At 69.6% G+C, this 23,415-nt stretch carries 26 protein-coding genes; 11 read left to right on the top strand and 15 right to left on the bottom strand.

Annotation, left to right across the window (positions count from 1 at the left end; genetic code table 11):
* Window positions 1–38: 38 nt before the first annotated feature.
* The 3 genes from AC07VX_RS16420 to AC07VX_RS16410 are packed head-to-tail and all read left to right on the top strand — an operon-like array spanning window position 39 to window position 1,322.
* Window positions 39–326: a hypothetical protein gene (locus AC07VX_RS16420; protein ID WP_493167366.1), complete on the top strand. Its 288-nt coding sequence runs from the start codon at window positions 39–41 to the stop codon at window positions 324–326.
* Between the two features lie 40 nt (window positions 327–366).
* A complete protein-coding gene (locus AC07VX_RS16415; RefSeq protein ID WP_493167367.1) occupies window positions 367–831 on the top strand; it encodes a RidA family protein in 465 nt (154 codons plus the stop codon).
* On the top strand, window positions 831–1,322 hold the full coding sequence (locus tag AC07VX_RS16410; protein WP_493167368.1) for a disulfide bond formation protein B: 492 nt from the start codon (window positions 831–833) through the stop codon (window positions 1,320–1,322). The genes AC07VX_RS16415 and AC07VX_RS16410 overlap by 1 nt, the downstream gene beginning before the upstream one ends.
* A 12-nt stretch (window positions 1,323–1,334) precedes the next feature.
* Here the strand turns inward: AC07VX_RS16410 and AC07VX_RS16405 are convergent, their stop codons facing one another.
* The 6 genes from AC07VX_RS16405 to AC07VX_RS16380 all read right to left on the bottom strand — a co-directional run bounded on the left by AC07VX_RS16405 (window position 1,335) and on the right by AC07VX_RS16380 (window position 8,344).
* Window positions 1,335–3,095, bottom strand: a complete 1,761-nt coding sequence (locus AC07VX_RS16405) for a gamma-glutamyltransferase family protein (protein ID WP_493167369.1) — start codon at window positions 3,093–3,095, stop codon at window positions 1,335–1,337.
* Window positions 3,096–3,134: 39 nt separating this feature from the next.
* The gene (locus tag AC07VX_RS16400) at window positions 3,135–4,511 is read right to left on the bottom strand and encodes a DUF1501 domain-containing protein (protein ID WP_493167370.1); all 1,377 of its coding nucleotides are present in this window, start codon (window positions 4,509–4,511) and stop codon (window positions 3,135–3,137) included.
* A 10-nt stretch (window positions 4,512–4,521) separates the two neighbouring features.
* Window positions 4,522–6,231 (bottom strand): DUF1800 domain-containing protein, encoded by a 1,710-nt coding sequence (locus tag AC07VX_RS16395; RefSeq protein ID WP_493167371.1) that lies wholly within the window; start codon window positions 6,229–6,231, stop codon window positions 4,522–4,524.
* Between the two features lie 104 nt (window positions 6,232–6,335).
* Window positions 6,336–6,974 carry a 3-oxoacid CoA-transferase subunit B gene (locus tag AC07VX_RS16390; protein WP_493167372.1) on the bottom strand — a complete coding sequence of 213 codons (639 nt, stop codon included), beginning with the start codon at window positions 6,972–6,974 and terminating at the stop codon, window positions 6,336–6,338.
* Between the two features lie 3 nt (window positions 6,975–6,977).
* Window positions 6,978–7,685, bottom strand: coding sequence for a CoA transferase subunit A (locus AC07VX_RS16385; protein ID WP_493167373.1), 708 nt, complete (start codon window positions 7,683–7,685; stop codon window positions 6,978–6,980).
* Between the two features lie 71 nt (window positions 7,686–7,756).
* Window positions 7,757–8,344 carry a hypothetical protein gene (locus tag AC07VX_RS16380; RefSeq protein ID WP_493167374.1) on the bottom strand — a complete coding sequence of 196 codons (588 nt, stop codon included), beginning with the start codon at window positions 8,342–8,344 and terminating at the stop codon, window positions 7,757–7,759.
* 144 nt (window positions 8,345–8,488) lie between these two features.
* Between AC07VX_RS16380 and AC07VX_RS16375 the strand changes: the two genes are divergently transcribed.
* Window positions 8,489–9,052: a LuxR C-terminal-related transcriptional regulator gene (locus AC07VX_RS16375; RefSeq protein WP_493167375.1), complete on the top strand. Its 564-nt coding sequence runs from the start codon at window positions 8,489–8,491 to the stop codon at window positions 9,050–9,052.
* A 12-nt stretch (window positions 9,053–9,064) separates the two neighbouring features.
* On the opposite strand, the gene AC07VX_RS16370 is transcribed toward AC07VX_RS16375, so the two are convergent.
* From AC07VX_RS16370 to AC07VX_RS16350, 5 genes are read right to left on the bottom strand one after another with little or no spacing between them, the layout of a single operon-like run.
* Window positions 9,065–9,907 carry a 2OG-Fe(II) oxygenase gene (locus tag AC07VX_RS16370; RefSeq protein ID WP_493167376.1) on the bottom strand — a complete coding sequence of 281 codons (843 nt, stop codon included), beginning with the start codon at window positions 9,905–9,907 and terminating at the stop codon, window positions 9,065–9,067.
* Window positions 9,904–10,683 carry a peroxide stress protein YaaA gene (yaaA, locus tag AC07VX_RS16365; protein ID WP_493167377.1) on the bottom strand — a complete coding sequence of 260 codons (780 nt, stop codon included), beginning with the start codon at window positions 10,681–10,683 and terminating at the stop codon, window positions 9,904–9,906. Before yaaA ends, AC07VX_RS16370 begins: the two co-directional genes overlap by 4 nt.
* A 16-nt stretch (window positions 10,684–10,699) precedes the next feature.
* Window positions 10,700–11,116 (bottom strand): DUF6691 family protein, encoded by a 417-nt coding sequence (locus AC07VX_RS16360; RefSeq protein WP_493167378.1) that lies wholly within the window; start codon window positions 11,114–11,116, stop codon window positions 10,700–10,702.
* Between the two features lie 11 nt (window positions 11,117–11,127).
* Complete coding sequence (locus AC07VX_RS16355) at window positions 11,128–11,556, bottom strand: YeeE/YedE family protein (protein WP_493167379.1); 429 nt, start codon at window positions 11,554–11,556, stop codon at window positions 11,128–11,130.
* Window positions 11,553–11,864, bottom strand: coding sequence for an ArsR/SmtB family transcription factor (locus tag AC07VX_RS16350; protein ID WP_495122019.1), 312 nt, complete (start codon window positions 11,862–11,864; stop codon window positions 11,553–11,555). The genes AC07VX_RS16355 and AC07VX_RS16350 overlap by 4 nt, the downstream gene beginning before the upstream one ends.
* A 70-nt stretch (window positions 11,865–11,934) precedes the next feature.
* Here AC07VX_RS16350 and AC07VX_RS16345 point away from each other — a divergent pair, with 70 nt between their 5' ends.
* Window positions 11,935–12,798 carry an MBL fold metallo-hydrolase gene (locus AC07VX_RS16345; RefSeq protein WP_493167381.1) on the top strand — a complete coding sequence of 288 codons (864 nt, stop codon included), beginning with the start codon at window positions 11,935–11,937 and terminating at the stop codon, window positions 12,796–12,798.
* Here the strand turns inward: AC07VX_RS16345 and yedA are convergent.
* A complete protein-coding gene (gene yedA, locus AC07VX_RS16340) occupies window positions 12,767–13,675 on the bottom strand; it encodes a drug/metabolite exporter YedA (protein WP_493167382.1) in 909 nt (302 codons plus the stop codon). The two genes, AC07VX_RS16345 and yedA, sit on opposite strands and share 32 nt — an antisense overlap.
* Window positions 13,676–13,783: 108 nt before the next feature.
* Between yedA and AC07VX_RS16335 the strand changes: the two genes are divergently transcribed.
* Entirely contained in the window at window positions 13,784–14,299 is a 516-nt protein-coding gene (locus tag AC07VX_RS16335; RefSeq protein WP_493167383.1) for an Lrp/AsnC family transcriptional regulator, read from the top strand.
* Window positions 14,300–14,317: 18 nt separating this feature from the next.
* On the opposite strand, the gene AC07VX_RS16330 is transcribed toward AC07VX_RS16335, so the two are convergent.
* The 3 genes from AC07VX_RS16330 to AC07VX_RS16320 form a co-directional block, all read right to left on the bottom strand.
* Window positions 14,318–15,664, bottom strand: coding sequence for a TolC family outer membrane protein (locus AC07VX_RS16330; protein ID WP_493167384.1), 1,347 nt, complete (start codon window positions 15,662–15,664; stop codon window positions 14,318–14,320).
* Window positions 15,665–15,807: 143 nt separating this feature from the next.
* Window positions 15,808–16,461 carry a protein-L-isoaspartate O-methyltransferase family protein gene (locus AC07VX_RS16325; RefSeq protein ID WP_493167385.1) on the bottom strand — a complete coding sequence of 218 codons (654 nt, stop codon included), beginning with the start codon at window positions 16,459–16,461 and terminating at the stop codon, window positions 15,808–15,810.
* Window positions 16,462–16,506: 45 nt separating this feature from the next.
* Window positions 16,507–17,148 carry a TetR/AcrR family transcriptional regulator gene (locus AC07VX_RS16320; protein ID WP_493167386.1) on the bottom strand — a complete coding sequence of 214 codons (642 nt, stop codon included), beginning with the start codon at window positions 17,146–17,148 and terminating at the stop codon, window positions 16,507–16,509.
* 116 nt (window positions 17,149–17,264) lie between these two features.
* On the opposite strand from AC07VX_RS16320, the gene AC07VX_RS16315 reads away from it, so the two are divergent.
* The 5 genes from AC07VX_RS16315 to AC07VX_RS16295 are packed head-to-tail and all read left to right on the top strand — an operon-like array spanning window position 17,265 to window position 23,415.
* A complete protein-coding gene (locus AC07VX_RS16315; RefSeq protein WP_493167387.1) occupies window positions 17,265–18,089 on the top strand; it encodes an undecaprenyl-diphosphate phosphatase in 825 nt (274 codons plus the stop codon).
* 12 nt (window positions 18,090–18,101) lie between these two features.
* Window positions 18,102–18,926 (top strand): type I methionyl aminopeptidase, encoded by an 825-nt coding sequence (gene map, locus AC07VX_RS16310; RefSeq protein WP_493167388.1) that lies wholly within the window; start codon window positions 18,102–18,104, stop codon window positions 18,924–18,926.
* Between the two features lie 5 nt (window positions 18,927–18,931).
* Window positions 18,932–21,520: a [protein-PII] uridylyltransferase gene (locus AC07VX_RS16305; protein WP_493167389.1), complete on the top strand. Its 2,589-nt coding sequence runs from the start codon at window positions 18,932–18,934 to the stop codon at window positions 21,518–21,520.
* Window positions 21,517–22,572 (top strand): tRNA 2-selenouridine(34) synthase MnmH, encoded by a 1,056-nt coding sequence (gene mnmH / locus AC07VX_RS16300; RefSeq protein ID WP_493167390.1) that lies wholly within the window; start codon window positions 21,517–21,519, stop codon window positions 22,570–22,572. The genes AC07VX_RS16305 and mnmH overlap by 4 nt, the downstream gene beginning before the upstream one ends.
* Before the next feature lie 48 nt (window positions 22,573–22,620).
* Window positions 22,621–23,415, top strand: a complete 795-nt coding sequence (locus AC07VX_RS16295; RefSeq protein WP_493167391.1) for a DUF2189 domain-containing protein — start codon at window positions 22,621–22,623, stop codon at window positions 23,413–23,415.

Raw genomic sequence — 23,415 nt, 5'->3', positions numbered from 1 at the left:
TCGCTGCGCCAGCGCCAGGCATCTGCGACCTGTCGCGGATGTGGAAGATGTGGTGCGAGCAGGCTGGCCTTGAAGGCAACTTCGACAGCCACTCAGGCCGCAAGACCTTCGGCTACATCAACCGGATGGAGCGCAAGGTTCCGTTGGAAGTTCTGCAGACGGCGTACGGGCATGCATCGGGGTCAACCACCCTCAGGCGTTCGCAGCGATGCAGCAGCGCCAGGCCAGCTAGCCAGGCCAGGCCCGCCACCACCACCTCCCAAGCGCCCCAACGCCGCTGGGTCAATGCCCCTCCCCACCCCCGCTCGCCGGGGGGCGGGGTGTAGCATGCCGGCGTTTTTTGCTCGCGCCACCGCGCTTCCCCGTATGAGCTCCTCCGCCATCCAAGCCAAGCTCGCCGAACTCGGCATCACCCTGCCTCCCGTGGCTGTTCCGGCCGCGGCCTATCTGCCCTTCATGCGCACGGGCAACCTGCTGTTCCTCTCGGGCCACATCGCCAAGAAGGACGGCAAGCCCTGGGTCGGCCAGCTCGGCAAGGACACGGACACCGCCACCGGCCAGGCCGCCGCGCGCGCCGTCGCCATCGACCTGCTCGGCACGCTGCAGGCCGCCACGGGCGACCTCTCCAAGGTGCGCATCGTCAAGGTCATGAGCCTGGTGAACAGCACGCCCGACTTCACCGAGCAGCACCTCGTCACCAACGGCTGCTCCGAGCTGCTGGCCAGCGTGCTGGGAGATGCCGGCAAGCATGCGCGCAGCGCCTTCGGCGTGGCCCAGATCCCGCTGGGCGCCTGCGTCGAGATCGAGCTCATCGCCGAGATCGCCGACTGATGTTCATCCAGCCTTCCAAGCTGCCGGCCCGCGCGCTGGCCGGCATGGCTGCGGCGAGCTTCGCCGCTGTCGGCATCGCACTCGTCGCCCAGCACCAGTTCGGCGTCAAGCCCTGCCCGTGGTGCGTGCTGCAGCGGGGCATCTTCCTGGCTGTCGGCACGTTCTCGCTGCTGGGCTGGCTGGCGCGGGGCTGGCGCTCGCTGCGCCAGGCGGCGCTGGTCGTCGTGCTGCTGCTGTGCGCGGCCGGGCTGACGGCTGCAGTCTTCCAGCACGAGGTGGCATCGCAGAGCGCCACCTGCGCGATGGGCCTGGCCGACAAGATCCTCACGGCCCTCAATCTCGAGGAGCTGTGGCCGCCGGTCTTCATGGTCACGGCCAACTGCGCCGAGGCCGCGGCCTACCGGCTGATCGGCCTGCCCTACGAGATCTGGAGCGGCCTGCTCTTTGCCGGCCTGGCGGCGCTGGGGTTGGTGGTGCTGTCCAGGCGCTGAACGCGCGCCTGATCACTCACCCTTGACGACGCCCTCGCGGCGCGGGTCGGCGCCGCCCACCCAGCCGTCCTTCACCCGCATCAGCACCTGCAGGCCGCTGGTCAGATCGGTTTCGACGACCTGATGGCCGCGGCCGCGCAGGTCGGCCAGTTGCTCGGCCGTCAGCGCACCGCGCTCGACGATGAGGCTGCCGCTGTTGAAGTGGCCGAAGTTGGGCAGGTCCACGGCCTGCTGCGCGGGCAGACCCCAGGCCAGCGCGCCGGTGATGACCTTGGCGACGTAGTGAATGATGACCGGCCCGCCCGGCGAGCCGGCCACCATCAGCAGCCTGCCGTCACGGTCGAACACCAGTGTGGGCGCCATGCTGGAGCGCGGGCGCTTGCCGGCCTCCACACGGTTGGCCACGGGCCTGCCGTCGGCCCCCACCGGGTTCAGCGAGAAATCGGTCAGCTGGTTGTTCAGCATGAAGCCACCGGCCAGGCCGGTGCCACCGTCGCTCATGACACGGTTGCCGAAGGCGGACTCGACGCTGGTGGTCATGGCCACTGCGTGCCCCTCGGCATCGACGACGCTGACCTGGCTGGTGCCGGCTTCGAGCTGCTCGGCCTGCGGCGCCAGGGCCTGCCTGACCTGTCCGGGCTGGCCGGCCGCGGCGATGCCGCTTGCCCTGGCGCCGATCAGCGCACCGCGCTGCTTCAGGTAGGCGGCACCCAGCAGGCTCTGCCAGTCGCCGCCCGGCGCGGTGACGAAGGCCGGATCGCCGATGAACTGGGCGCGGTCGGCAAAGGCCAGCTTGGCCGACTCGGCGTAGGCATGCATCCAGTCGGCCGTGATGCCTTTGGCCGACTGCGCGGCGGGCTGGGTGTCCAGCAGGCCGAGGATCTGCATCAGCGTCAGGTGGCCCGAGGTGGGCGGGCCGAAGCCGCAGACACGCCAGGCACGCCAGTCGCTGCACAGCGGCGGCCGCACGACGGGCTTGTAGCCCGCGAGGTCGGCCGCCGTCAGCAGGCCCGGGCGGGCATGACCCTTCACGCGGCGCACGATGTCGGCAGCCACCGGGCCCTCGTAGAAGCCTTTGATGCCCTGCTTCGCGATGCCGCGCAGCACGGCCGCGTAGGCGGGGTTCTTCAGCACCGTGCCGACGGGCTTGGGCGCGCCCGCGGCGTCGAAGAAGTAGGCCGCCGCCTGCGGGTCGCTGCGCAGGGCGGCCTCGTTGGAGGCCAGCTCGAACAGCCGCGGGCTGATGGCGAAGCCCTGCTCCGCCAGGCGGATGGCCGGTTCGAACAGCCGCGCCCAGGCCAGCCGGCCGTGCTGGCGGTGTCCCTCGGCCAGCATGGCCAGCACGCCGGGCACGCCTGTGGACAGGCCGCTGAGGATGGCGTCGCGCATGGCCAGCGGCTTGCCATCGGCCTTGAGGAACATCTCCGGCGTTGCCGCGGCGGGCGCGGTCTCGCGGCCGTCCAGGGCCTGCACCTGGCGGCCATCCCAGTGCATCAGGAAGGCGCCGCCGGCGATGCCACTGGACTGCGGCTCCACCAGCCCCAGCACGGCTTGCACGGCGACCGCTGCGTCCAGGGCCGAGCCGCCGGCCTTCAGGATCTCCACGCCGGCGTCCACCGCCAGCGGGTTGGCCGCCGTCACCGCGAAGCGCCGCGCCGGCACCGTCAGGCTGCCCTGCTTGGCGGTGCGCGTGGTCGCGGCCTCGGGCTGGTCGAGGGCGTGGGCCTGGGCCAGCAGGCTGGCCAGCAGAAGTGGTGTCAGGAGGCGGCGCATGGGGGGCATCTTAGGCAGGCCCGCGATGCCCCGGCAGCGTCAGAAATAGCCCATGTCCTTCTGGCTGTAGTTGCCGATCTGCGGCAGCACGCGCGGCAGGTCCGCCGCGCCGATGCCCATCCAGGTGGCCAGCGTGGCGCCGAGCTGGTCCACGCCCGTGGTCGGCAGCAGCCGGCCCTGGCCGACATCGTCCGGCCCGTTGACGCTGACCGAGGGCAGCGTGCCCCAGTACCGGCCGCCCTGCACGGCGCCACCGAGCACGAGGTGATGGCTGCCCCAGCCGTGGTCGGAGCCGTCGCCGTTGCTGGTCAACGAGCGGCCGAAGTCGCTGGCGGTGAAAGTGGTGACCTGGCTGGCCACGCCCAGCTCGACCGTGGCCGCGTAGAAGCTGGCCAGCGCGTCGTTGACGGCGGTCAGCAGCCCGGGGTGCTGGTCGAGCAGGAAGTCGTGCAGGTCGAACCCTCCCAGCGACACGAAGAAGACCTGACGCGTTGCGCCGAGCGCCTGACGCGCGGCGATGAGCCGGGCCACCATCAGCAGCTGGGCCGACAGGCTGCTGGCCGTGTCGAAGGGCGTCTGCAGGGCCGGCACGCCGGCCAGGCCAGTCGTGACGGCGCTCTGGGCGCCGACCGAGCGCGCGACGACCTTGTTCAGCTCGGCCTCCATCCAGTGCGTGCGGTCGGCGGTGATGAGGCCGCGCAGCGCATCGGCACAGGCCTGCGAGCCGTACAGCGGCTTCAGGATGCCGTTGATGGGCACGGCGCCGCTGGTAGACACCTGGTATTGCACGGCCTGCTTGCCGGCCATGAAGACGGCGTTGCCGGAGGCGTTGATGCAGGTGAAGGTGGCCGTGCCGTTGCCGGCCAGGAACAGGTCGCCCATGCGGCCGCCCCAGCCCGAAGTGGCGCCCTCGGGTGTGCTGCTCTGCCAGACGGACTGCTGGTCATTGTGCGAGAACAGCTTGGGTGGCAGCGGCACGCTCTGGGCCTTGTACTGGGCCAGCGTGGTGGGCTGGATCAGCGTGCCGACGTTGAGCTGGATGCCCAGCCGGCCGCTGTCCCACAGGCCCTTGAGCTTGCCGAGCTGAGGCGCGAGGGCCATCTGGCGGCCGCCCACGTTCAGGCCCAGCGCCGTGGCAGCGAGCTGCTCGCGCGGCGTGGCCAATGTCTGGCGGATGCCGGCGTAGGCGTTGTAGCTGGCCTGGTCGTAGGGCACCAGCGTGTTGCCATAGTCGTTGCCGCCGTAGAGGAAGACGCAAACCAGCGCCTTGTAGTCACCCGGCACCGTGGCGGCGGCGGCTTCGCCAAGGGCGGCGAGGTTAAGCGCCCAGGGTGCCGCCGTACCAGCCAGGCCCAGGGCTCCGGCTCGGCGCAGGAACTCGCGGCGCTGCAGTTCGGGGAGTCGGTTGAGCTTCATCGTCGTCCCCTCACTTCTGGATCTGGTATTCGGGGCAGGCCATCAGCATCAGGATGGCAGCCTGCACACGGTTGAGCTTGCCGGCATCAGTGCCGGCGGAGATGGTCGCGACGGCGGTCGCGATGGTCGTCTGCGTCGCCGCCGAAATGCCGCCACCGCCCAGGCGCAGCGCCAGGCTGGCGACCAGGCCGGGCGCGTCGCCGGCCAGCGCAAGCTCGGCCGTGTACCCGGGCTTGACGTCGCCGACGCCGTCCGAGATGGCCTTCTGCAGATAGTTCAGGTAGCCGGCCACCGTGCTCTCGTTGCAGAGCTGGAACTCGGGCGCCGTGACCGCGTTCGTGCCCAGCTGCGAATTGGGCGGCAAATAGCCGGGGCGGAAGAAGTTGAAGACCGAGGGACTGCGCAGCGGGCTCTGGCCCAGGCGGGTGCCGGGGTTGGTCGTGTCGCCGATGTTCCACAGCCCGTTGGGCGAGGCGACGCCGAAGGTGCGCCCCCACTGGATGAAACGCTGCAGTGGCTCGCGCAATTTGCCGGCACCAGGATCGGCAGACGGGGTACGCGCCTCGGCGTCGAGCAAGATGGCCTTGACCACGGCCCGGAGGTCACCGCGCATGCCGGCGCCGTTGTCAGCCCAGACGGCAGCTATGCGCGCGACGTAGGCCGCGCTGGGGTTGCTGGCGACGAGGCGCTGGATGAGCTGGCGGCCGATGAATGGCCCGACGTTGGGATGGCTGGCCAGCGTGTCCAGCGCGATCTTCAGCGCCGCGGGGCCGTCGGCCGTGGCGGGGATGTCGATGTTCAGTACCTTCTTCGCGCCGGTCGAGAACCGCGATGCGATGTTGACCATGGGCTTCTTCATGAAGCCGGGGTCGGTGCCGCTGTAGCCGTCGAAATCCCAGCCGGTGAAGACGCGGGCCAAGTCTGTGATGTTGGCCTGGTTGTAGGTCTCGATGGGCTTGCCGCTGCCGTCGAGCTTGGGCGTGCCGTCGGCATTGAGCTGGTAGAGCCCGATGCTGAAGAGCTGCATGACCTCGCGGGCGTAGTTCTCGTCGGGCACACGACCGGTGGCCGTGTCTTCCTTCTGGTTGCCGCGCATGTTCAGGTAGACGCCCATGCCGTTGGAAAGCGTCACGGCGTTGAGCAGCTCGCGGTAGCTGCCGAACGCACGCTGCTCCAGCATGTCCACATAGGCCGCAACGGCGAAGCCGCGCCAGGGCACGGGCAGGCCGTTCATGGAGATGACGAAGATCTCGCTCAGGGCCAGCACGACACGCTGGCGCAGCGAGTCGGGTGCGGACATCAGCTTGCGCCACAGCGTGTTGTCGGCGCCGCCGAAGTCGTTGCGGTGGTCGACGATGGCGTAGCCGTTGGCCACCATCCAGTCGAAATGGCCGTCGCTGACCGGCAGCGCGAGCTGCGCGTCCAGCCATGCGGCGTAGCCATTGGTCTTGACGCTGGCGATGTCGGCACTGCTGGCGGAGAACCCGGCCTGGGCGAGGAAGCGCGCGGCCTCGGCATCCGTGATGCCAGGCGGCGGCGGGGGAGGAGGCGGTGGCGGCGGTGGGGAAGGCGCCGGCGTGCCGCCATCCCCTCCCCCACCGCCACAGGCGACCAGCAAGGCGGCGGCGGCCGCGGCGGCAGCGAGGCCAGGGGCCGGGTCTGCACTTGTCCCGAGTGCGGGGGCGATGGTCTCGACTTCTGGCGGCGGTGCTGCGCGCATGGAATCCTCGCTCGTTGTTGAAGGGATCGTCGCCCAACGAAAACGGGCCGGCTTGCGCCGACCCGTCGAGGCCCATGAACTGGGGGTGCCCGTGAGGCTTTACCTCAGAGCAAAGGGACCCCGGTCTTGCTTTGCGCAAATTCACGCGTGACGCCCTCGGCCAGCTCGACGACGCTGATGCCGTGCGGCGTCACGTCGAAGACGCCCAGGTCCGTGATGATGCGGTCCACCACGCCCACGCCCGTCAGCGGCAGCGTGCAGCTGGGGATGATCTTCATGTCCTCGCTGCCGTCCTTCTTCTTGGCCACGTGCTCCATCAGCACGATGACGCGTTTGACGCCGGCTACGAGGTCCATCGCGCCGCCCATGCCCTTGACCATCTTGCCCGGGATCATCCAGTTGGCCAGGTCGCCCTTGGCACTGACCTGCATTGCGCCCAGGATGCTGAGGTTGATCTTGCCGGCGCGGATCATCGAGAAGCTGTCGTGGCTGCCGAAGATGCTGGAGCCGGGCAGCGTCGTCACAGTCTGCTTGCCGGCGTTGATGAGGTCGGCGTCGACCTCGTCCTCGGTCGGGAAGGGCCCGATGCCCAGCATGCCGTTCTCGCTCTGCAGCCAGACTTCCTTGTCGGCCGGCACATGGTTGGCCACCAGCGTCGGGATGCCGATGCCGAGGTTGACGTAGAAGCCGTCTTCCAGCTCGCGGGCCGCGCGCGCGGCCATCTGATCTTGGGTCCAGGCCATGGCTCAGGCCTCCTTCTTGGGGCTGAGAGTCATCTTCTCGATGCGCTTCTCGGGGTTGGCGTTGACGACGATGCGGTGCACGTAGATGCCCGGCAGATGCACGTCATCCGGGTCGATCTCGCCCGTCTCGACGAGCTGCTCCACCTCGACCACCGTCAGCTTGCCGGCCATGGCCGCGGCCGGGTTGAAGTTGCGCGCCGTGCGGCGGAACACGAGGTTGCCGCTCTTGTCGGCCTTGTAGGCCTTGACCAGGGCCACGTCGGGCACCAGGGCTTTTTCGAGGATGTAGGTCTGGCCGTCGAACTCGCGCGCCTCCTTGCCCTCGGCGATCAGCGTGCCGACGCCGGTGCGCACGAAGAAGGCCGGGATGCCGGCGCCGCCGGCGCGCAGCTTCTCGGCCAGCGTGCCCTGGGGCGTGAACTCCAGCTCCAGTTCACCGGCCAGGTACTGGCGCTCGAACTCCTTGTTCTCGCCCACGTAGCTGGAGATCATCTTTCTGATCTGGCGCGTTGTCAGCAGCTGGCCGAGGCCGAAGCCGTCGACGCCGGCGTTGTTGGAAATGACCGTCAGGTCCTTGACGCCGCTGTCGCGCAGCGCGGCGATCAGGGCCTCGGGGATGCCACACAGGCCGAAACCGCCAACCGCGAGCAGCTGCCCGTCTTTCACGACGCCGCGCAACGCCTCATCGGCGCTCGGGTACACCTTGTTCATGCCGTCTCCTGCTGGAATGAGGGGCGAAGCGTAGCGCCCCCGAGGCCACGGCGTCGATTACGCAGAATCGCCTAAGCTGGACGGCGGCGGCGCTGCAGCAAGAGCGCCCCCAGACAGGCGGAAGCCAGCGCCAGCGAGCCCGGCTCGGGCAGGTTCTGGCCCGGCGTCGTAGGGCTGTCGGCAACGACGGTGAGGCTCAGGTTGTGCTCGGGCGTCCACGACACCTCGGCGCCGCTCGCGTCGAGGAAGGCCAGCGAGAAACCGCCTCCCGTGTAGCCGCCCGGCGCGGCCTGGCCTCCGATGGGCACCAGCCGGCCGAACACGAAGTCCATGCCCTGCCCCGGCGCGAGATCCATCGCGGCGAACTGCTGGGCCAGCGGCTGCTGCGGCGCCACGAAGTCGTAGACGGACTCGATGCCTTCGCCGTAGGCCGTGAGGAAGCGGCTGCCCAGCAGATGCTCGGTCGCCGAAGCCTCGTTGTAGATGGACGCGTGCAGCTCCAGCGTCTGGTCGGGCGCCAGCGTGTAGCTCCACTGCTTCAGGTCCCAGACCAGGCCGACGCCTGCCTGGGCGGCGCCGCTGGCGGCCGCCAGCAGCCCGGCGCCCAGCAGCGCGCGCAGAAACCGACCCGGGCGGGCCGCAACAGAACCGAGGACCATCATCGAACTCCTTGTTTGAGGTGAGGGCCGCACGGTAGGGCGCCACCCGGCGCAGCGAATCGCCCATTGGAGCCATGGCCCGTGGCTCCTCCCCGCGAACAAGGGGACCCGGGCGGGTAGCATCGCGACCCGCAGCCGTCGGCCATGTCCTTTTCCGTGCCTCCCTTCCTCGACTACCGCAGCGCCTTTCAGTTCGCCCCCATCGGCCTGGTGCTGTCGGAGCAGCGCCAGATCGTGGACTGCAACGAGCGGGTGCTGCAGATGTTCTCGGCCACGCGCGAGCAGCTCGTCGGCCAGAGCTTCGCCGTCATGTACCCCAGTGCCGTCGAGTTCGAGCGCACCGGTGCGCGCATCGTCGCCAGCCTCGATGCGCAAGGCCATTACGCCGACGACCGCGTCATGCGCCGGCTGGGCAACGGCGAACTCTTCTGGTGTCATGTGACCGGCCGTGCGCTGGACCCGGCCGACCCGCATGCCCGTGGCATCTGGAGCTTCGAGGACCTGTCGGCCCGGCGCCAGATCACCGCCGAGCTGACACCGCGCGAGCGCGAGATCGCGGCCCTGCTGGTGGAGGGCCAGACCAGCAAGCTCATCGGCCGGCGCCTGGGCGTGAGCCCGCGCACGGTGGACATCTACCGCGGCCGACTGATGAAGAAATACCAGGCGGGCAGCACGCCCGAGCTGATCAACCGGTTGCTGTCGGCCTGAACCGGGGCCTGCTCAGGTGAACACGCCCTGGCGCAGCCATTTGGTCGCCACCCACTTCTCGCCCTCGACGACGGGCGAGCCGCCATGCAGCGTCTGCGTGGCCGGGTGGGGCCGGTCGTAGCTGAAGAAGACGGCATTGCCCTTGACGGGCGCGACGTCCAGGCCGATGTCCGGGAAAATGGTCGAGCCACCAGCCGCGGGCGTGTTCAGGTAGATGACCAGCGTGGCGACGCGCTGGCCCCCGCGCTTGAGGATGTTGGGCGTGCTGACGTGGCCGGGGTCGAAGTAGTCGTAATGCGGCTGGTACTCAGCGCCGGGCCGGTAGCGCAGCACCTGCAGGCCCTCGCCATGGTCCAGCGGCCAGCGCAGCAGCGTGGCGACGCGCGATTCGACCTTGCGGATCAGCTCGGTCTCGCAACGCTCGAAGAACATGCCGTCGCTGGTGCGCGCGGCGTTCACCTCGCTGCCATCGCTGCCGGTGGCCACGGTCTCGGAGCGCGCCAGGCGCTTGGACGCAAGGGCGACGATGCCGTCGCATTCCTCATCGGACAGCAGGTCGCCGAAGACGACCACGCGCGGCTGGCGCAGCGCCATCAGCACCTTGACCTGGCGATCACCAGCGTCGATGACCGGCGCGAAGCGGCTCAGGTCGGGCTCGGGCAGGCCGGGCGTGGTGCCGGGCGGCGCCGTCAGCGTGGCCGACTGGCCCAGCGTGCGCGCCAGGGCCTGGCGGGCGATGGACTCGTCCCAGCCGCTGCCCAGCATGGCCGCCAGGATGCTCTCCGACGCGTGGCCGGCGCGGCTCTGCTCGGTGATCCACGCACACAGTTCGGGGGTGATGACTTGCTGGCTCATGACTTGCGGCGAAAGACGAGTCGGTCGGGGGAGGAAACGTCGGGGGCGAAACGATAACCGTCCAGGTTGAAGCCCTTGAGCCCCTCCGGCGTCTCAAGGCGCTGCTGGATGGCGTGGCGCACCATCAGCCCACGGGCGCGCTTGGCGAAGAAAGAAATGATCTTGTAGCCGCCGTTCTTCCAGTCCTCGAACTGGCAGTCCACGACGCGCGGCTTCAACGCCTTGCGGTCGGCGGCACGGAAGTACTCCTGCGAGGCCAGGTTGACGATGACCGGCGCCTTCTGGCCCGAAGCCAGCCTGTTCAGATGCAGGGCCAGCCGGTCGCCCCACCAGTCGTAGAGGCTGGCGCCGGCCTTAGTTTCGAGGCGGGTACCCATCTCCAGGCGGTAGGGCTGCATGCGGTCCAGCGGCCGCAGGATGCCGTACAGCCCCGACAGCATGCGCACATGCTGCTGCGCCCAGGCCAGGTCGTCGGCGGACAGCGTCCTGGCTTCCAGGCCGTCGTAGACGTCGCCGTTGAAGGCCAGCACGGCCGGCTTGCTGTTGTGATCGGTGAAGCGCGGGCGCCAGGCCTTGTAGCGGTCGACGTTGAGCCGGGCCAGCGGCTCGGACAGGTCCATCAGCTCGCGCACGTCCGCCACGCTCTTGGTGCGCAGCACGTCGATCAACGCTGCCGTGTCGTCGAGGAACTGCGGGCGGGTCAGCGCGCCGGCCAGTTCGGGCGGGGTCGGGGTGTCGTAGTCGAGGGACTTGGCGGGCGAGAGCAGGAACAGCATGGGCGCGGATTTTGGCTCACGCCCGGCGCCGCTCCAGCCACTCGAAAACCGCCATGCCGGCCACCATCGCCGCGACGAAAACCAGTGCCTTGAGGTCGCCGCTGCCGGCCACCACCACGGCAGGGCCGGGGCACAGCCCCGCCAGCCCCCAGCCGATGCCGAACAGCAGGCTGCCGCCGACGAGACGGCGGTCGACCAGACTGGACTGCGGCAGCTGCATCTGCAGGCCGAGAAAGCTCTCGCGCCTGCGCATGGCCAGCGCGAAGGCCGGCAGGCCGACGGCGATGGCTCCCGCCATCACCAGGGCCAGCGATGGGTCCCAGGCGCCGGCGAGGTCGAGGAACCCCTGGACCTTGGCTGGGTCCACCATGCCAGAGACGATCAAGCCGAGGCCGAACAGCAGGCCGGCGACGGCACCAACGAAAGTTCCCATGCTCGCGCTCCTCAGAAGAGATGCCGCACGACGAAGACCGTCGCGAAGCCGGCCGCCATGAACGTGCCCGTCGCCACCGCCGACCGCCACGACAGCCGGGACAGCCCGCAAACCCCGTGCCCGCTGGTGCAGCCGGCACCGTAGCGCGTGCCGACGCCGACCAGCAGGCCGGCGACGACGAGCAGGCCCCACCCGGCGTCGATCTGCGGCCGCAGCGGCGCGGCCACGGCCGCGTACAGCCAGGGCGCCGCCACCAGGCCAGCGACGAAAGCCGCCCGCCAGGCACGCTCGCCGGGCACGCGCCGCAACAGGCCGCCCACGATGCCGCTGATGCCGGCGATGCGCCCGCCCAGCAGCACCAGCAACGCAGCCGCCGTGCCGAGCAACAGTCCGCCTGCGAGAGCGGTTCCCGGCGTGAAGGCCGGCCAGTTCAGGGTCATGTCTCTTCCTTCGGGCAGTAAAGGGCGTAGAGGGTGCGCAGCAGCGTCAGCAGGCGTTCGTCGGCCACGCTGTAGATGATCTTCTTGCCGTCGCGCCGTGTCTGCACCATGCCTTCGCGGCGCAGCACTCCCAGTTGCTGGGACAGCGTGGGCTGGCGGATACCCAGGCACTCTTCGAGCTCGCTCACGCTGAGCTCGCCCTGCGACATCTGGCACAGCAGCAGCAGCCGCTCCGGGTTGCCCAGCACCTTCAGCGCCGCCACGGCCTCACCGGCGGCGGCACGCAGCAGCTCCGGGTTTAGGGCCATCAAATTGTGCATGGCAAACATTATATCGATGAATATAATGAAACATCCAAACCCAGCCCGGGACACCTGCATGAGCGCCGCCATCCAAGCCTTCCACGACACCGCCACCGGCACGGTCAGCTACGTCGTGCACGACCCCGCCACGCGCCAGGCCGCCATCATCGACCCGGTGCTGGACTACGACGCGGCATCGGGCCGCACGTCCACGCGCTCGGCCGACGCCCTGCTCGCCCACCTGCGCGCGCAGTCCCTGAGCCTGCAGTGGATCCTGGAGACACACGCCCATGCGGACCACCTGTCCGCCGCGCCCTACCTGAAGCAGCAGGCCGGCGGGCTGATCGCCATCGGCGAACACATCCGCGAGGTACAGGCCAGCTTCGGCCGCTTCTACAACCAGCCCGTGGTCGACGACGGTTTCGACCGGCTCCTGAGCGACGGCGAGATCCTGCACATCGGCAGCCTGGAAGTGACCGCCCTGCTCGTGCCCGGCCATACGCCGGCCGACCTGGCCTACCGCGTCGAGGACGCGGTCTTCGTCGGCGACACCCTCTTCATGCCCGACCTGGGCAGCGCCCGCACCGACTTCCCCGGCGGCGACGCGGCGCAGCTCTACCGCTCCGTGCAGCGCCTGCTGGCCCTGCCGCCCGAGACACGGCTGTTCGTCTGTCACGACTACCCGCAGGGCCGCGAAGCACGCTGGCAGACGACGGTGGCCGAGCAGCGCACCGCCAACATCCACGTGCATGACGGCACCAGCGAAGCCGCCTTCGTCGCCATGCGCCGCGCCCGCGACGCGACGCTGGGCGCGCCGGCGCTGATCCTGCCCGCCCTGCAGGTCAACATCCGCGCCGGCCAGCTGCCACCGGCCGAGGACAACGGCATCAGCTACCTGCGCATCCCCGTCAACGCCTTGCCGAACGCCCGCGGCCGATGAGCAGCAGCACCACGCCCACCAGCACGACGCCGGCGGCCAGCCATTCGTGGCCGCTGATCTGCTCGCCCGCCAGAGTGACGCCCAGCAGCATCGCGATGACCGGGTTCACGAACGAATAGCTCGAGGCCAGCCCCGCCGAGGCCTCGGCCAGCAGCACCATGTAGGCATTGAAGGCCACCAGCGAGCCGAACACGACGAGGTAGACCCAGGCCCACAGCGCCTGCGGCTCGATGTGGCCGGGCAAAGCCTCGCCGCTGAGCAGGCTCAGGCCCATCAGCACCACGCCGCCGGCCAGCATCTCGCTGGCGAAGCCCATGGCTCCTGGCGCCAGCGGCCAGACCCGCTGCGACAGCACGCTGCCCACGGCCCAGCTCGCGCAGGCGACGCTGATCGCCACCAGGCCCATCGGCGACGCCCCGAAGCCCTGCCCCTGCGTCAGCAGCAGCACGCCGACAAGCCCGAAGGCGATGCCCAGCGACTCCAGCCGCGTCGGCTTCTCGCCCCACAGCAGGTTCAGGCCGGCGATCATCAGCGGCATCACCGCGATGAAAGCCACCACCAGGCCCGAGCCCACGGTCTGTTCGGCCGTGGCAGTGCCGCCCATGCCGCCGCCCAGCATCAGCCCGCCGATGACCAGCGCGTTCAGCCACTGGCGGCGGCTCGGCCAGGGTGCGCCGCGCCAGCGCATCCAGCCGGCCAGCAACGCACCGGCGACGAGGAACCGGCTGCCCATCTGCAGGAAAGGCGGCAGGCTGACCAGGGCGTATTTGATAGCCAGGTAGGTCGAGCCCCAGACCAGCCAAGTGGCAGCCAGGCAGAGCATCAGTCTGGGGCTCAGGCCCGGGGCAGTCTTGAGCGGCAGCACGGTCGTGTTCATGGCCGGCATCGTAGAAATTCCGGCATGCTGGCAACAGGGGAACTTCAAGGTTCGACGCATGGTCAACCTTAGGATTGCAGAAAACGTCGCTGAATTTCGGAGAATTTCATGGCCATCGAGCTCGATCACCACGACCATCGCATCCTCGCCGAACTTCAGGCCGACGCCCGCCTCACGATGGCCGAGCTGGGCCGCCGCGTGCACCTGAGCCAGCCGGCCGTGACGGAGCGGGTGCGCAAGCTGGAGGATGGCGGCGTCATCCGCGGCTACCGCGCCGTCGTCGACGCGGGCAAGCTGGGCTATGCCATCCGTTCGATCATCCGCATCGGCAATCTCGACGAGGCCGTGCTGATGCGGGCGCTGGAGTGCAGCCCCGAGGTGTTGACGGCCTACGGCGTGACCGGCGAGGACAGCTGGATCCTGGAGATCGCCGTGCGCGACGTGGCACATCTGCGGGCGACGCTGTCGCGCTTCTGCCAGCAGGTGCCCACGTCGACGGCCATCATCCTGAACGCCGTGCGCGAGCATGCGCCGGTCAAGCCACTGCCCACCACCGAGGCCGAGCCCACGCCCGGGCCCGCGCCGGCCGCGGCCAGCAAAAAGCCCCGCCGCAGCGAGGCTTGATGCACGCCTCGCGGCGGCTTACTTCGCCAGCAGCGTGTTGACGGCGCCGACATCCTCGGCGCGTAGCTGGCCCGAGGCCTGGCGCAGCTTGAGGCTGTTTACGACGACGTCGTAGCGCGCCTTGGCCAGGTCGCGCTGCGTCGTGAAGAGCTGCGTCTGGGCGTTCAGCACGTCCAGGTTAACGCGCACGCCGACCTTGTAGCCCAGCTGGGTGGCCTCCAGCGCCAGCTTGGTGGACGACTCTGCAGCCTCGTAGGCGGCCACCTGGGCCTTCAGCGACTGCACGCCGAAGAAGGCGCGGCGCGTGGCCTCGGCAACGCTGCGGCGGGCGAAGTCCAGGTCGTTGCGGGCCTTGTCTTCCAGCACCAGAGTTTCCTTGATGCGGTTCTGCGTCGCGCCGCCGGTATAGAGCGGGTAGGTGAAGGTCAGGCCGATGCTGGCCGTCTTGGTCGTGCCGACGCCCGAAGCCGTCGCCTGGGCGCCGTTCAGGCTGTTGTGCAGGTTCTGGCCGCCGATGCTGGCGCTGGCGTCCAGCGTCGGCTTCTCGCCGGCGCGGGCGATCTGCGTGTCGAGCTGGGCTACTTCCAGGCCCAGGCGGGCCTTGCGGATGGCCGGATGCTGGTCGTCGCCGGTGGCGACCCAGGTCTCGACCTGGTCGCTGGGCAGGGCCGGTAGCGCGACCGGCGTGGCCAGGCTCTTGGGCTCGACACCGACACGGCCGACGAACTGGTCCAGCGTCACTCGCTTGACGCGCAGGTCGTTGTCCGCCGCCAGTTCCTGGGCAACGGCCAAGTCGTAGCGGGCCTGGGCCTCGCGCGTGTCGGTGATGGTGGCCGTGCCGACCTCGAAGTTGCGCTTGGCCGAGGCCAGTTGCTCGGCGATGGCGGTCTTGTTGGCGCGCGAGGTGGTCAGGGCGTCCTTGGCGGCCAGCACGTCGAAGTAGGCCGTGGCCAGGCGCACGATGAGGTCCTGCTCGGCGGATTCGAAGTCGGCCTGGGCGACGGCATAGCCGCGGCGGGCCTTGTCAATGGTGGGCACATTGGCCGCGTTGTAGACCGAATACTTGCCCTGCAGACCGGCAGTCAGCGTCGTGGCGTTGATGGCGCCGGTGCTCGGCGGGTCGGTGCGGGCCTGGGTGGCGCCGGCCTGCAGGCCCAGCGTCGGGCGCAGCAGGGCCTCGGCCTGGGCAGCGCGCGCGGCGGCCGCGTCGGCGCTGGCACGGGTGGCCAGATAGGTCGCGTCATAGCCCCGCGCCGCGTCGTAGAGCTCCTGCAGGCTCTGGGCCTGGGCCACGCCGGCGAGCAGGAGGCCGGCGGCGAGGGCCAGCGGTTGCAGGGTCAGGCGGGAGGCTTTGACGAAAGGCATGGGATTCCTTGACTGGAGCAATGAAGTGAGCGCGGCCGGGTTTATAGAGGCAACGCCCGTCGATGACTGAAGCCATGTGACGACCTGCGCCCAAACGGGGAGCAACGGTCGTTTTCCGGCGACGGGCTGCATCCGGTTGCTGCTCAGAAGCTGAAGGCCGGCGCTTCGGCAAAGCCCGGCAGGCGGCCGGCGACGGTGTCGAACATCTCCACGGTGCGGAAGTCGCTCGCGCCGGTGCGCGTGACCAGCACGGCGCGCATGACCGGCGCCTCGCCGACGACGGCCGCGAGGCGGCCGCCGACCTTGAGCTGGTTCAGCACGGCTTGCGGCACGGCGGCGACGGAGCCCGACAGCAGGATGACGTCGAAGGGTTCCTCGCCGGGCATGCCGGCGGCGCCGTCCATGTTCACGACCGTCGCGTTGAGCACGCCGGCACGCTTGAGATTGGCCTGGGCCTGGGCGGCGAGGCCGGCGTCGGCCTCGACCGCGATGACGCGCTGGGCCTTGTGGCCCAGCAGCGCGGCCAGGTGCCCCGTGGCGGCGCCGATCTCCAGCACCTTCTCGTGGCGCTGCACCTTGAGCTCCTGCAGCAGCCGCGCCTCGACCTTGGGCGCCAGCATGCGGCGCGTGGCCGTCAGCGGCAGCTCGACGTCGACGAAGGCCTGGTGCCTGTGGGCCTCGGGCACGAAATCCTCGCGGTGCACGACGTGCAGCAGTTCCAGCACGCCGGGGTCGAGCACGTCCCAGGGGCGGATCTGCTGCTCGATCATGTTGAAGCGGGCTTGTTCGACATTCATCTTGTTCTCCGGGGGGCGCGGTACGGCGGGCTGAAAAGCAAAATTCTAGGTGCCCGGCGGGCCGGCCAGCAGGCCGTGCAGCAACAGCGCCATCTGGGCGTCCAGCAGTTCCTCGGCCGTCATCGTCTCGTGGCAGCTGTCCTGTTCACCGAAGGAGTGCTCGTGCAGCAGCATGTGCAGCATGGGCGCGATCAGCATATGCACCGTCGCCTCGATGGACACGGCGCGGAACTCGCCGCTGCGGATGCCACGCTCGACGAGGCCGCCGATCAGCGCCTTGGACGGCGCGATGACCTCGTCCACGTAGAAGCGCGCCAGCTCCGGGAAGTTGCGCGCCTCCACCATCATGATCTTGCAGACGACGCCAGCATTGCCATGGCCGACCTTGGCCCACCAGGCCCGCATCATCTGGCTCAACAGTTCGGCAATCGGGCCTTCGTACTGCGCCGCCAGGGCGGCGGACTCGGCGATGTGCACGGACAGGTTGTCCCGCACCATGGCCTTGAAGAGCTCGTCCTTGCTGGGGTAGTAGCGGTAGAGCGTGCCCTTGGCGACGCCGGCCCGCGTGGCCACTTCCTCGCTGCGCGTGGCGGCGAAGCCCTTCTCCACGAAGAGGGCCAGCGCTGCGTCCAGCAGTTCCTGCGGGCGGGCATCCTTGCGGCGTTGGCGGACGGGGGCAGTGGCCAAGATGGCTAAGTTAATGACCGAACGGTCAGTAATGTAGCCGGCGGGGCCAGTCGGCCGCAAGGTCGGCGCATGGCCGCTGGCTACACTGCGCGGCTTTTTCGCCCCGGAGCCTTTACGTGGATGCCATCCTGCTGATCAAAGCCGCCGTCATGGGCATCGTCGAGGGGCTGACCGAGTTCCTGCCGGTGTCGTCCACGGGTCACCTGATCCTGACCGGCAGCCTGCTGGGCATGACGGACGCCAAGTCCAAGGTCTTTGACATCGCGATCCAGAGCGGCGCCATCCTGGCCGTCTTCATCGTCTACTGGGCGCGCATACGCGAGGCACTGGGCGGCATCGCCACCAGCGCCAGGCAGCGCCGCTTCGTCGCCAACGTCATCATCGGTTTCATCCCCGCGGGCATCGTCGGCCTGACGGTCTACAAGATGATCAAGGCCCACCTCTTCAACGCCCCGGTCGTGGCGGGCGCCTTCATCGTTGGCGCGCTGATCATCCTGTGGGCCGAGAAGCGCGCGCAGCCGGTGGCCCGCGTGCAGGTGGTGGATGACATGACGCCGCTGGACGCCCTGAAGGTAGGCCTCGTGCAATGCCTGGGCATGATCCCCGGCACCAGCCGCTCGGGCGCCACCATCATCGGCGGCATGCTGCTGGGCCTGTCACGCAAGGCGGCGACCGACTTCTCCTTCTTCCTGGCCATCCCCACGCTGATCTCGGCCGGCGGCTACAGCCTGTGGAAGGAGCGCCATGCGCTGTCCATGGCCGACTTCCCAATGTTCGCCGTCGGCTTCATCGTCAGCTTCCTGGCCGCCTGGGCCTGCGTGCGCTGGCTGCTGCGCTACGTCTCCAGCCACACCTTCGTGCCGTTCGCCTGGTATCGCATCGCCTTCGGCATCGTCGTGCTGGCAACCTGGGCCACGGGTACGGTCATCTGGGCCGACTGAGATAATCGGCCGATGGCCATCACGATCAAGACCGCCGCCGATGTCGCGGGCATGCGCATCGCCGGGCGCCTCGCCTCCGAGGTGCTGGACATGCTCACGCCCCACGTCAAACCGGGCGTCACCACCAACGAGCTGGACAAGCTCGCCCATGACCACATCGTCAACGTGCAGCAGGGCATTCCCGCGCCGCTGAACTACTGCCCGCCGGGCTACGTCCCCTATCCCAAGTCCATCTGCACTTCGGTGAACCAGGTGGTCTGCCACGGCATCCCCAACGACAAGGCGCTGAAGAACGGCGACATCGTCAACATCGACGTCACCGTCATCAAGGACGGCTGGCACGGCGACACCAGCCGCATGTTCGTCGTCGGCGAGGGCAGCATCGCCGCCAGGCGGCTGTGCTCGTTCACCTACGAAGCCATGTGGAAGGGCATCGCCAAGGTGCGCCCCGGCGCGCGCCTCGGGGACATCGGCCACGCCATCCAGACCTTCGCCGAGAACGCCGGCTTTTCCATCGTGCGCGAGTTCTGTGGTCACGGCATCGGCCGGGTCTTCCACGAGGAGCCGCAGGTGCTGCACTACGGTCGCCCGGGCACGCTGGACGAGCTAGTGCCCGGCATGATGTTCACCATTGAGCCCATGATCAACGCCGGCCGCCGCGAGATCCGCGAGATGGGCGACGGCTGGACCATCGCCACCAAGGACCGGTCGCTCTCGGCTCAGTGGGAGCACACCATCCTCGTCACCGAGACCGGCTACGAGGTCATGACGCTGTCCGCCGGCAGCCCGCCGCCGCCCGCCTTCATCACGGCGGCCGCAGCCCCGGCCACCGTCTGAGCGCCGTGGCCACGGTTGCCGAGCTCCGCCAGCAGTTCAAGGCGGGCAAGCAGACGCTGATCGACGACTTCCTGGCCGCGAGGCCGACGCAGGCCGGCGCGCAGAGCATGCTGCGCCGCCTGGCCCGCCATGTCGATGACACCCTGCGCTCGCTGTGGGACGCCGCCGGCATGCCCTCGGGCAGTTGCCTTGCCGCCGTCGGCGGCTACGGCCGCGGCGAGCTGTTCCCGCATTCCGACGTGGACGTGCTGGTGCTGCTGCCCGACGGCGTCGAGGCCTACCAGCCAGGCCCGGCCAAGACGGCCATCGAGGGCTTCATCACGTCCTGCTGGGACGTGGGCCTGGAGATCGGCTCCTCGGTGCGCACGCTGGGCGAATGCCTCAGCGAGTCGCAGGCCGATGTGACCATCCAGACCGCCCTGCTCGAGGCCCGCCCGCTGGCCGGCGACGCCAAGCTCTTCAAGCTGATGCACAAGCGCTTCATGCAGGCCATGGACCCCAAGGCCTTCTTCCGCGCCAAGACGCTGGAGAGCCTGCAGCGCCACACCAAGTTCGACGACACGCCCTACGCGCTGGAGCCCAACTGCAAGGAAAGCCCCGGCGGCCTGCGCGACCTGCAGATGCTGATCTGGCTGGCGCGCGCCGCGGGCCTGGGCAAGACCTGGAAGGCCCTCAGCGCACGCGGCCTCATCACGCCTTTCGAGAGCCGCCAGTTGCAGCGCAACGAGGGCCAGCTCAAGCTCATCCGCGCCCGCCTGCATGCCGTGGCCGGCCGCCGCGAGGACCGGCTGGTGTTCGACCTGCAGACCGCCGTCGCACAGAGCTTCGGCTTCGAGGGCACCGGCGCGCAGCGGGCCTCCGAGGTGCTGATGCGGCGCTACTACTGGGCGGCCAAGGCCGTCACGCAGTTGCACCAGATCCTGCTGCTGAACCTGGAAGAGCAGATCAGCGGTTCGCAGCAGAACCTCCTGCGCCCGCTGGACGGGCACAGCGACTTCCTCGACCGCGGCCGCATGCTGGAGGTCGCCAGCGACGACCTCTACCAGCGCGATCCGCACGCCATCCTGCGCACTTTCCTGATTTACCAGCAGACGCCCGGCATCAAGGGCCTGTCGGCGCGCACGCTGCGGGCGCTTTACAACGCCCGCGGCCTGATGGACGCGGCCTGGCGGCGCGACCCCGTCAACCGCGCCACCTTCATGACCATGCTGCGCCAGCACGAAGGCCAGACGCATGCCTTCCGGCTGATGAACCAGACCTCGGTGCTGGGCCGCTACCTGTGGGTGTTCCGCGCCATCGTCGGGCAGATGCAGCACGACCTCTTCCACGTCTACACCGTGGACCAGCACATTCTGATGGTGCTGCGCAACGTGCGCCGTTTCTTCGTGCCGGAGCACGCGCACGAGTACCCGTTCTGCTCCCAGCTGGCCGCGCAATTCGACACGCCCGAGCTTCTCTACATCGCCGCCCTCTTCCACGATGTGGCCAAGGGCCGCGGCGGCGACCACTCCGAGCTGGGTGCCGTGGAGGTGAGGCGCTTCTGCCGCCAGCACGGCCTGAGCGCCGCGGACACGACGATGTGTGTCTTCCTCGTCGAGCATCACCTGACGATGTCGCGCGTGGCGCAGAAGGAAGACCTCTCCGACCCCGACGTCATCGCCGGCTTCGCCGCCAAGGTGGGCGATGCGCGACGCCTCACGGCGCTCTACCTGCTGACCGTGGCCGACATCCGCGGCACCAGCCCCAAGGTCTGGAACGCCTGGAAGGGCAAGCTGCTGGAAGACCTCTACCGCATCACGCTGCGGGCGCTGGGCGGCGCCAAGATCAACCTCGATGCCGAGATCGAGGCCCGCAAGGCCGAGGCCCGCCAGGACCTGGCCCTGCACTCCCAGCTGCCCGGCACCGAGGAGCCGCTGTGGGCCACGCTGGCCATCAGCTACTTCGCGCGCCACGACGGCGCCGAGCTGGCCTGGCACGCACGCTCGCTGTGGCGCCACGTAGAGACCCAGGTGCCGGTCGTGCGCGCCCGCCCCTCGCCCATCGGCGAGGGCCTGCAGGTGCTGGTGTATTCACCCGACCAGCCCGACCTGTTCGCCCGCATCTGCGGCTACTTCGACACCGCCGGCTTCAGCATCCTCGACGCGAAGGTGCACACCACGCGCAAGGGCTACGCGCTGGACACCTTCCAGGTCATCCGCCCCGAGGCCGACGTGCACCACCGTGACCTCGTGCCGCTTGTGGAACAGAAGCTCAGCGCCGCGCTGCAGACCGGCGGCCCGTTGCCAGAGCCCCGGCGCGGGCGGCTGTCGCGTCGCGTCAAGAGCTTCCCCTACACGCCGCGCATCTCGCTGCGACCTGACGAGCGCGCCACGGCCTGGCTGCTGACCATCTCCACCAGCGACCGCGCCGGCCTGCTCTACGCCATCGCCCGCGTGCTGGCCCGCCACGGCATCAACCTGCAGCTGGCCAAGATCTCGACGCTGGGCGAGCGCGTGGAAGACACCTTCCTGCTCGACGGCCCGGCGCTGCAGCAGAACAAGGCCCAGCTGCAGATCGAGAGCGAGCTGCTCGACGCAGTTTCCCTGCCCGCATGAGCTACACCACCACGATCGCCGAGGCCGTCGCCGAGCTGGACCGCTACGACGCGATCATCGACGTGCGCTCGCCCGCCGAGTTCGCCGAGGACCACATGCCCGGCGCGCTGAACTGGCCGGTGCTGGACGACCGCGAGCGCCACGACGTGGGCCTGCTCTACGCCAGCTCGCCGTTCGAGGCGCGCAAGCTGGGCTCGGCGCTGGTCGCGCGCAACATCGCCCGCCACATCGAAACCAGCGCCGTCGAGTTCCCCAAGACCTGGCGCCCCCTCGTCTACTGCTGGCGCGGCGGCCAGCGCTCAGGGGCCATGCACTGGTTCCTCGGCCAGATCGGCTTCCGCTCGCGCCAGCTCGTCGGCGGCTACAAGGCCTACCGTTCCCAGGTCCGCACCGACCTGGAAAGCTGGCCTGCCAACTTCCGCTACCGCGTGCTGTGCGGCCTGACCGGCTGCGGCAAGACGCGGCTGCTGCAGGCCTTGGCCGCCGAGGGCGCCCAGGTGCTGGACCTGGAAGGCCTGGCCGCCCACCGCGGCTCGGTGCTGGGCAACCTGCCCGACCGCCCTCAGCCCAGCCAGAAGGCTTTCGACAGCGCGCTGTGGGCGGCCCTGCGCGGGCTGGACCCGTCGCGCCCCGTCTTCGTCGAAAGCGAGAGCCGCAAGATCGGCCGCATCACCCTGCCGGCCGCCCTGCTGACCGCGCTGCACGGCCAGGGCCAGCCGTTGTGGATCGAGATGCCCGAGACCGCACGCGTGGAGTTGCTGCTGCAGGACTACGCCCACTTCAGCGCCGACCCCGAGGGTTTCTGCACGACGCTGGATAGTCTCGTCGAGCTGCGCGGCCATGCCCGCGTGGCGGCCTGGCAGGCCCAGGCCCGGGCCGGCGACTGGGCCGGCGTCTTCTCGGCCCTGATGCGGGAGCACTACGACCCCGGCTATGCCGCCTCGCTGCGCCGCCACTTCCCGGCCGTGGCCGACACGCCGCCCCTCGTGCTGACCGACACCCGCCCCGACACGCTGCGCCAGGCCGCCAAGCAGTTGATCGCCATGGCTTGAGGCGGATCAAGGCCCTCGCACCCGAGGCGCGGGACACTTCAGGCCGTCATGCCCAACCGCTACAGCGAACAGGCACTGAGGGAGTCACAGGCCTTCGGTGTCCGTCCCATTCCCGTGCTGCGCCCGCTGGGCTGGCTAGCGCGCGGCTGGCAAGACATCTGGCAGGCCCCGCTGGCATCGCTGAGCCACGGTCTGGCGATGGCGCTGTTCGGTGCCCTGTTGTTCGCGCTGGCGCGTGAGCGCTTCTGGCTGCTGGCCGGCGCCTTCACCGGCTTCCTCATCGTGTCACCCATCCTGGCCACGGGCCTGTACGCGCTCAGCCGTGAGCTGGACCGCGGCGGGCGGCCCGGCTGGCGCACGGTGCGCGACGCCTGGCGGCCACACGACGGCCGGCTCATCGTCTTCGGCGTGCTGCTGGCCTTCGCCGGCACGGGCTGGGTGCTGTGCTCCGCCGCCTTCGTGACCGGCTTCGCCGCCGACCCCATCCACAGCCCGCGCGACTTCCTGCTCAAGGTCGTGCTGAACGACGAGTCCCACCTCTTCGAGACCTGGCTCATGCTGGGCGCCGTGCTGGCCGCGCCGGTGTTCGCGTCCACGGTCGTGGCCATCCCGGCGCTGGTGGACCTGCCACCGCACAAGCTGGGCGTGCTGGGCGCCGTGTTCACGAGCTGGCGCGTCGTGCTGGAGCACCCCGCGCCCATCGCCCTGTGGGCCGCCCTCATCCTCGCGCTGACGCTGATCGGCATGGCCACAGCCCTGCTGGGCCTGATCCTCGTCGCGCCCTGGCTGGGCCACGCAAGCTGGCACGCCTACCGCGACCTGGTCACGCGCCGCTCCGACTAG

The organism is Roseateles sp. GW821-FHT03B02 (assembly GCF_059421025.1).
The sequence above is the reverse complement of the archived record's forward strand: the minus strand, read 5'-3'. Positions and strand labels throughout refer to the sequence as shown.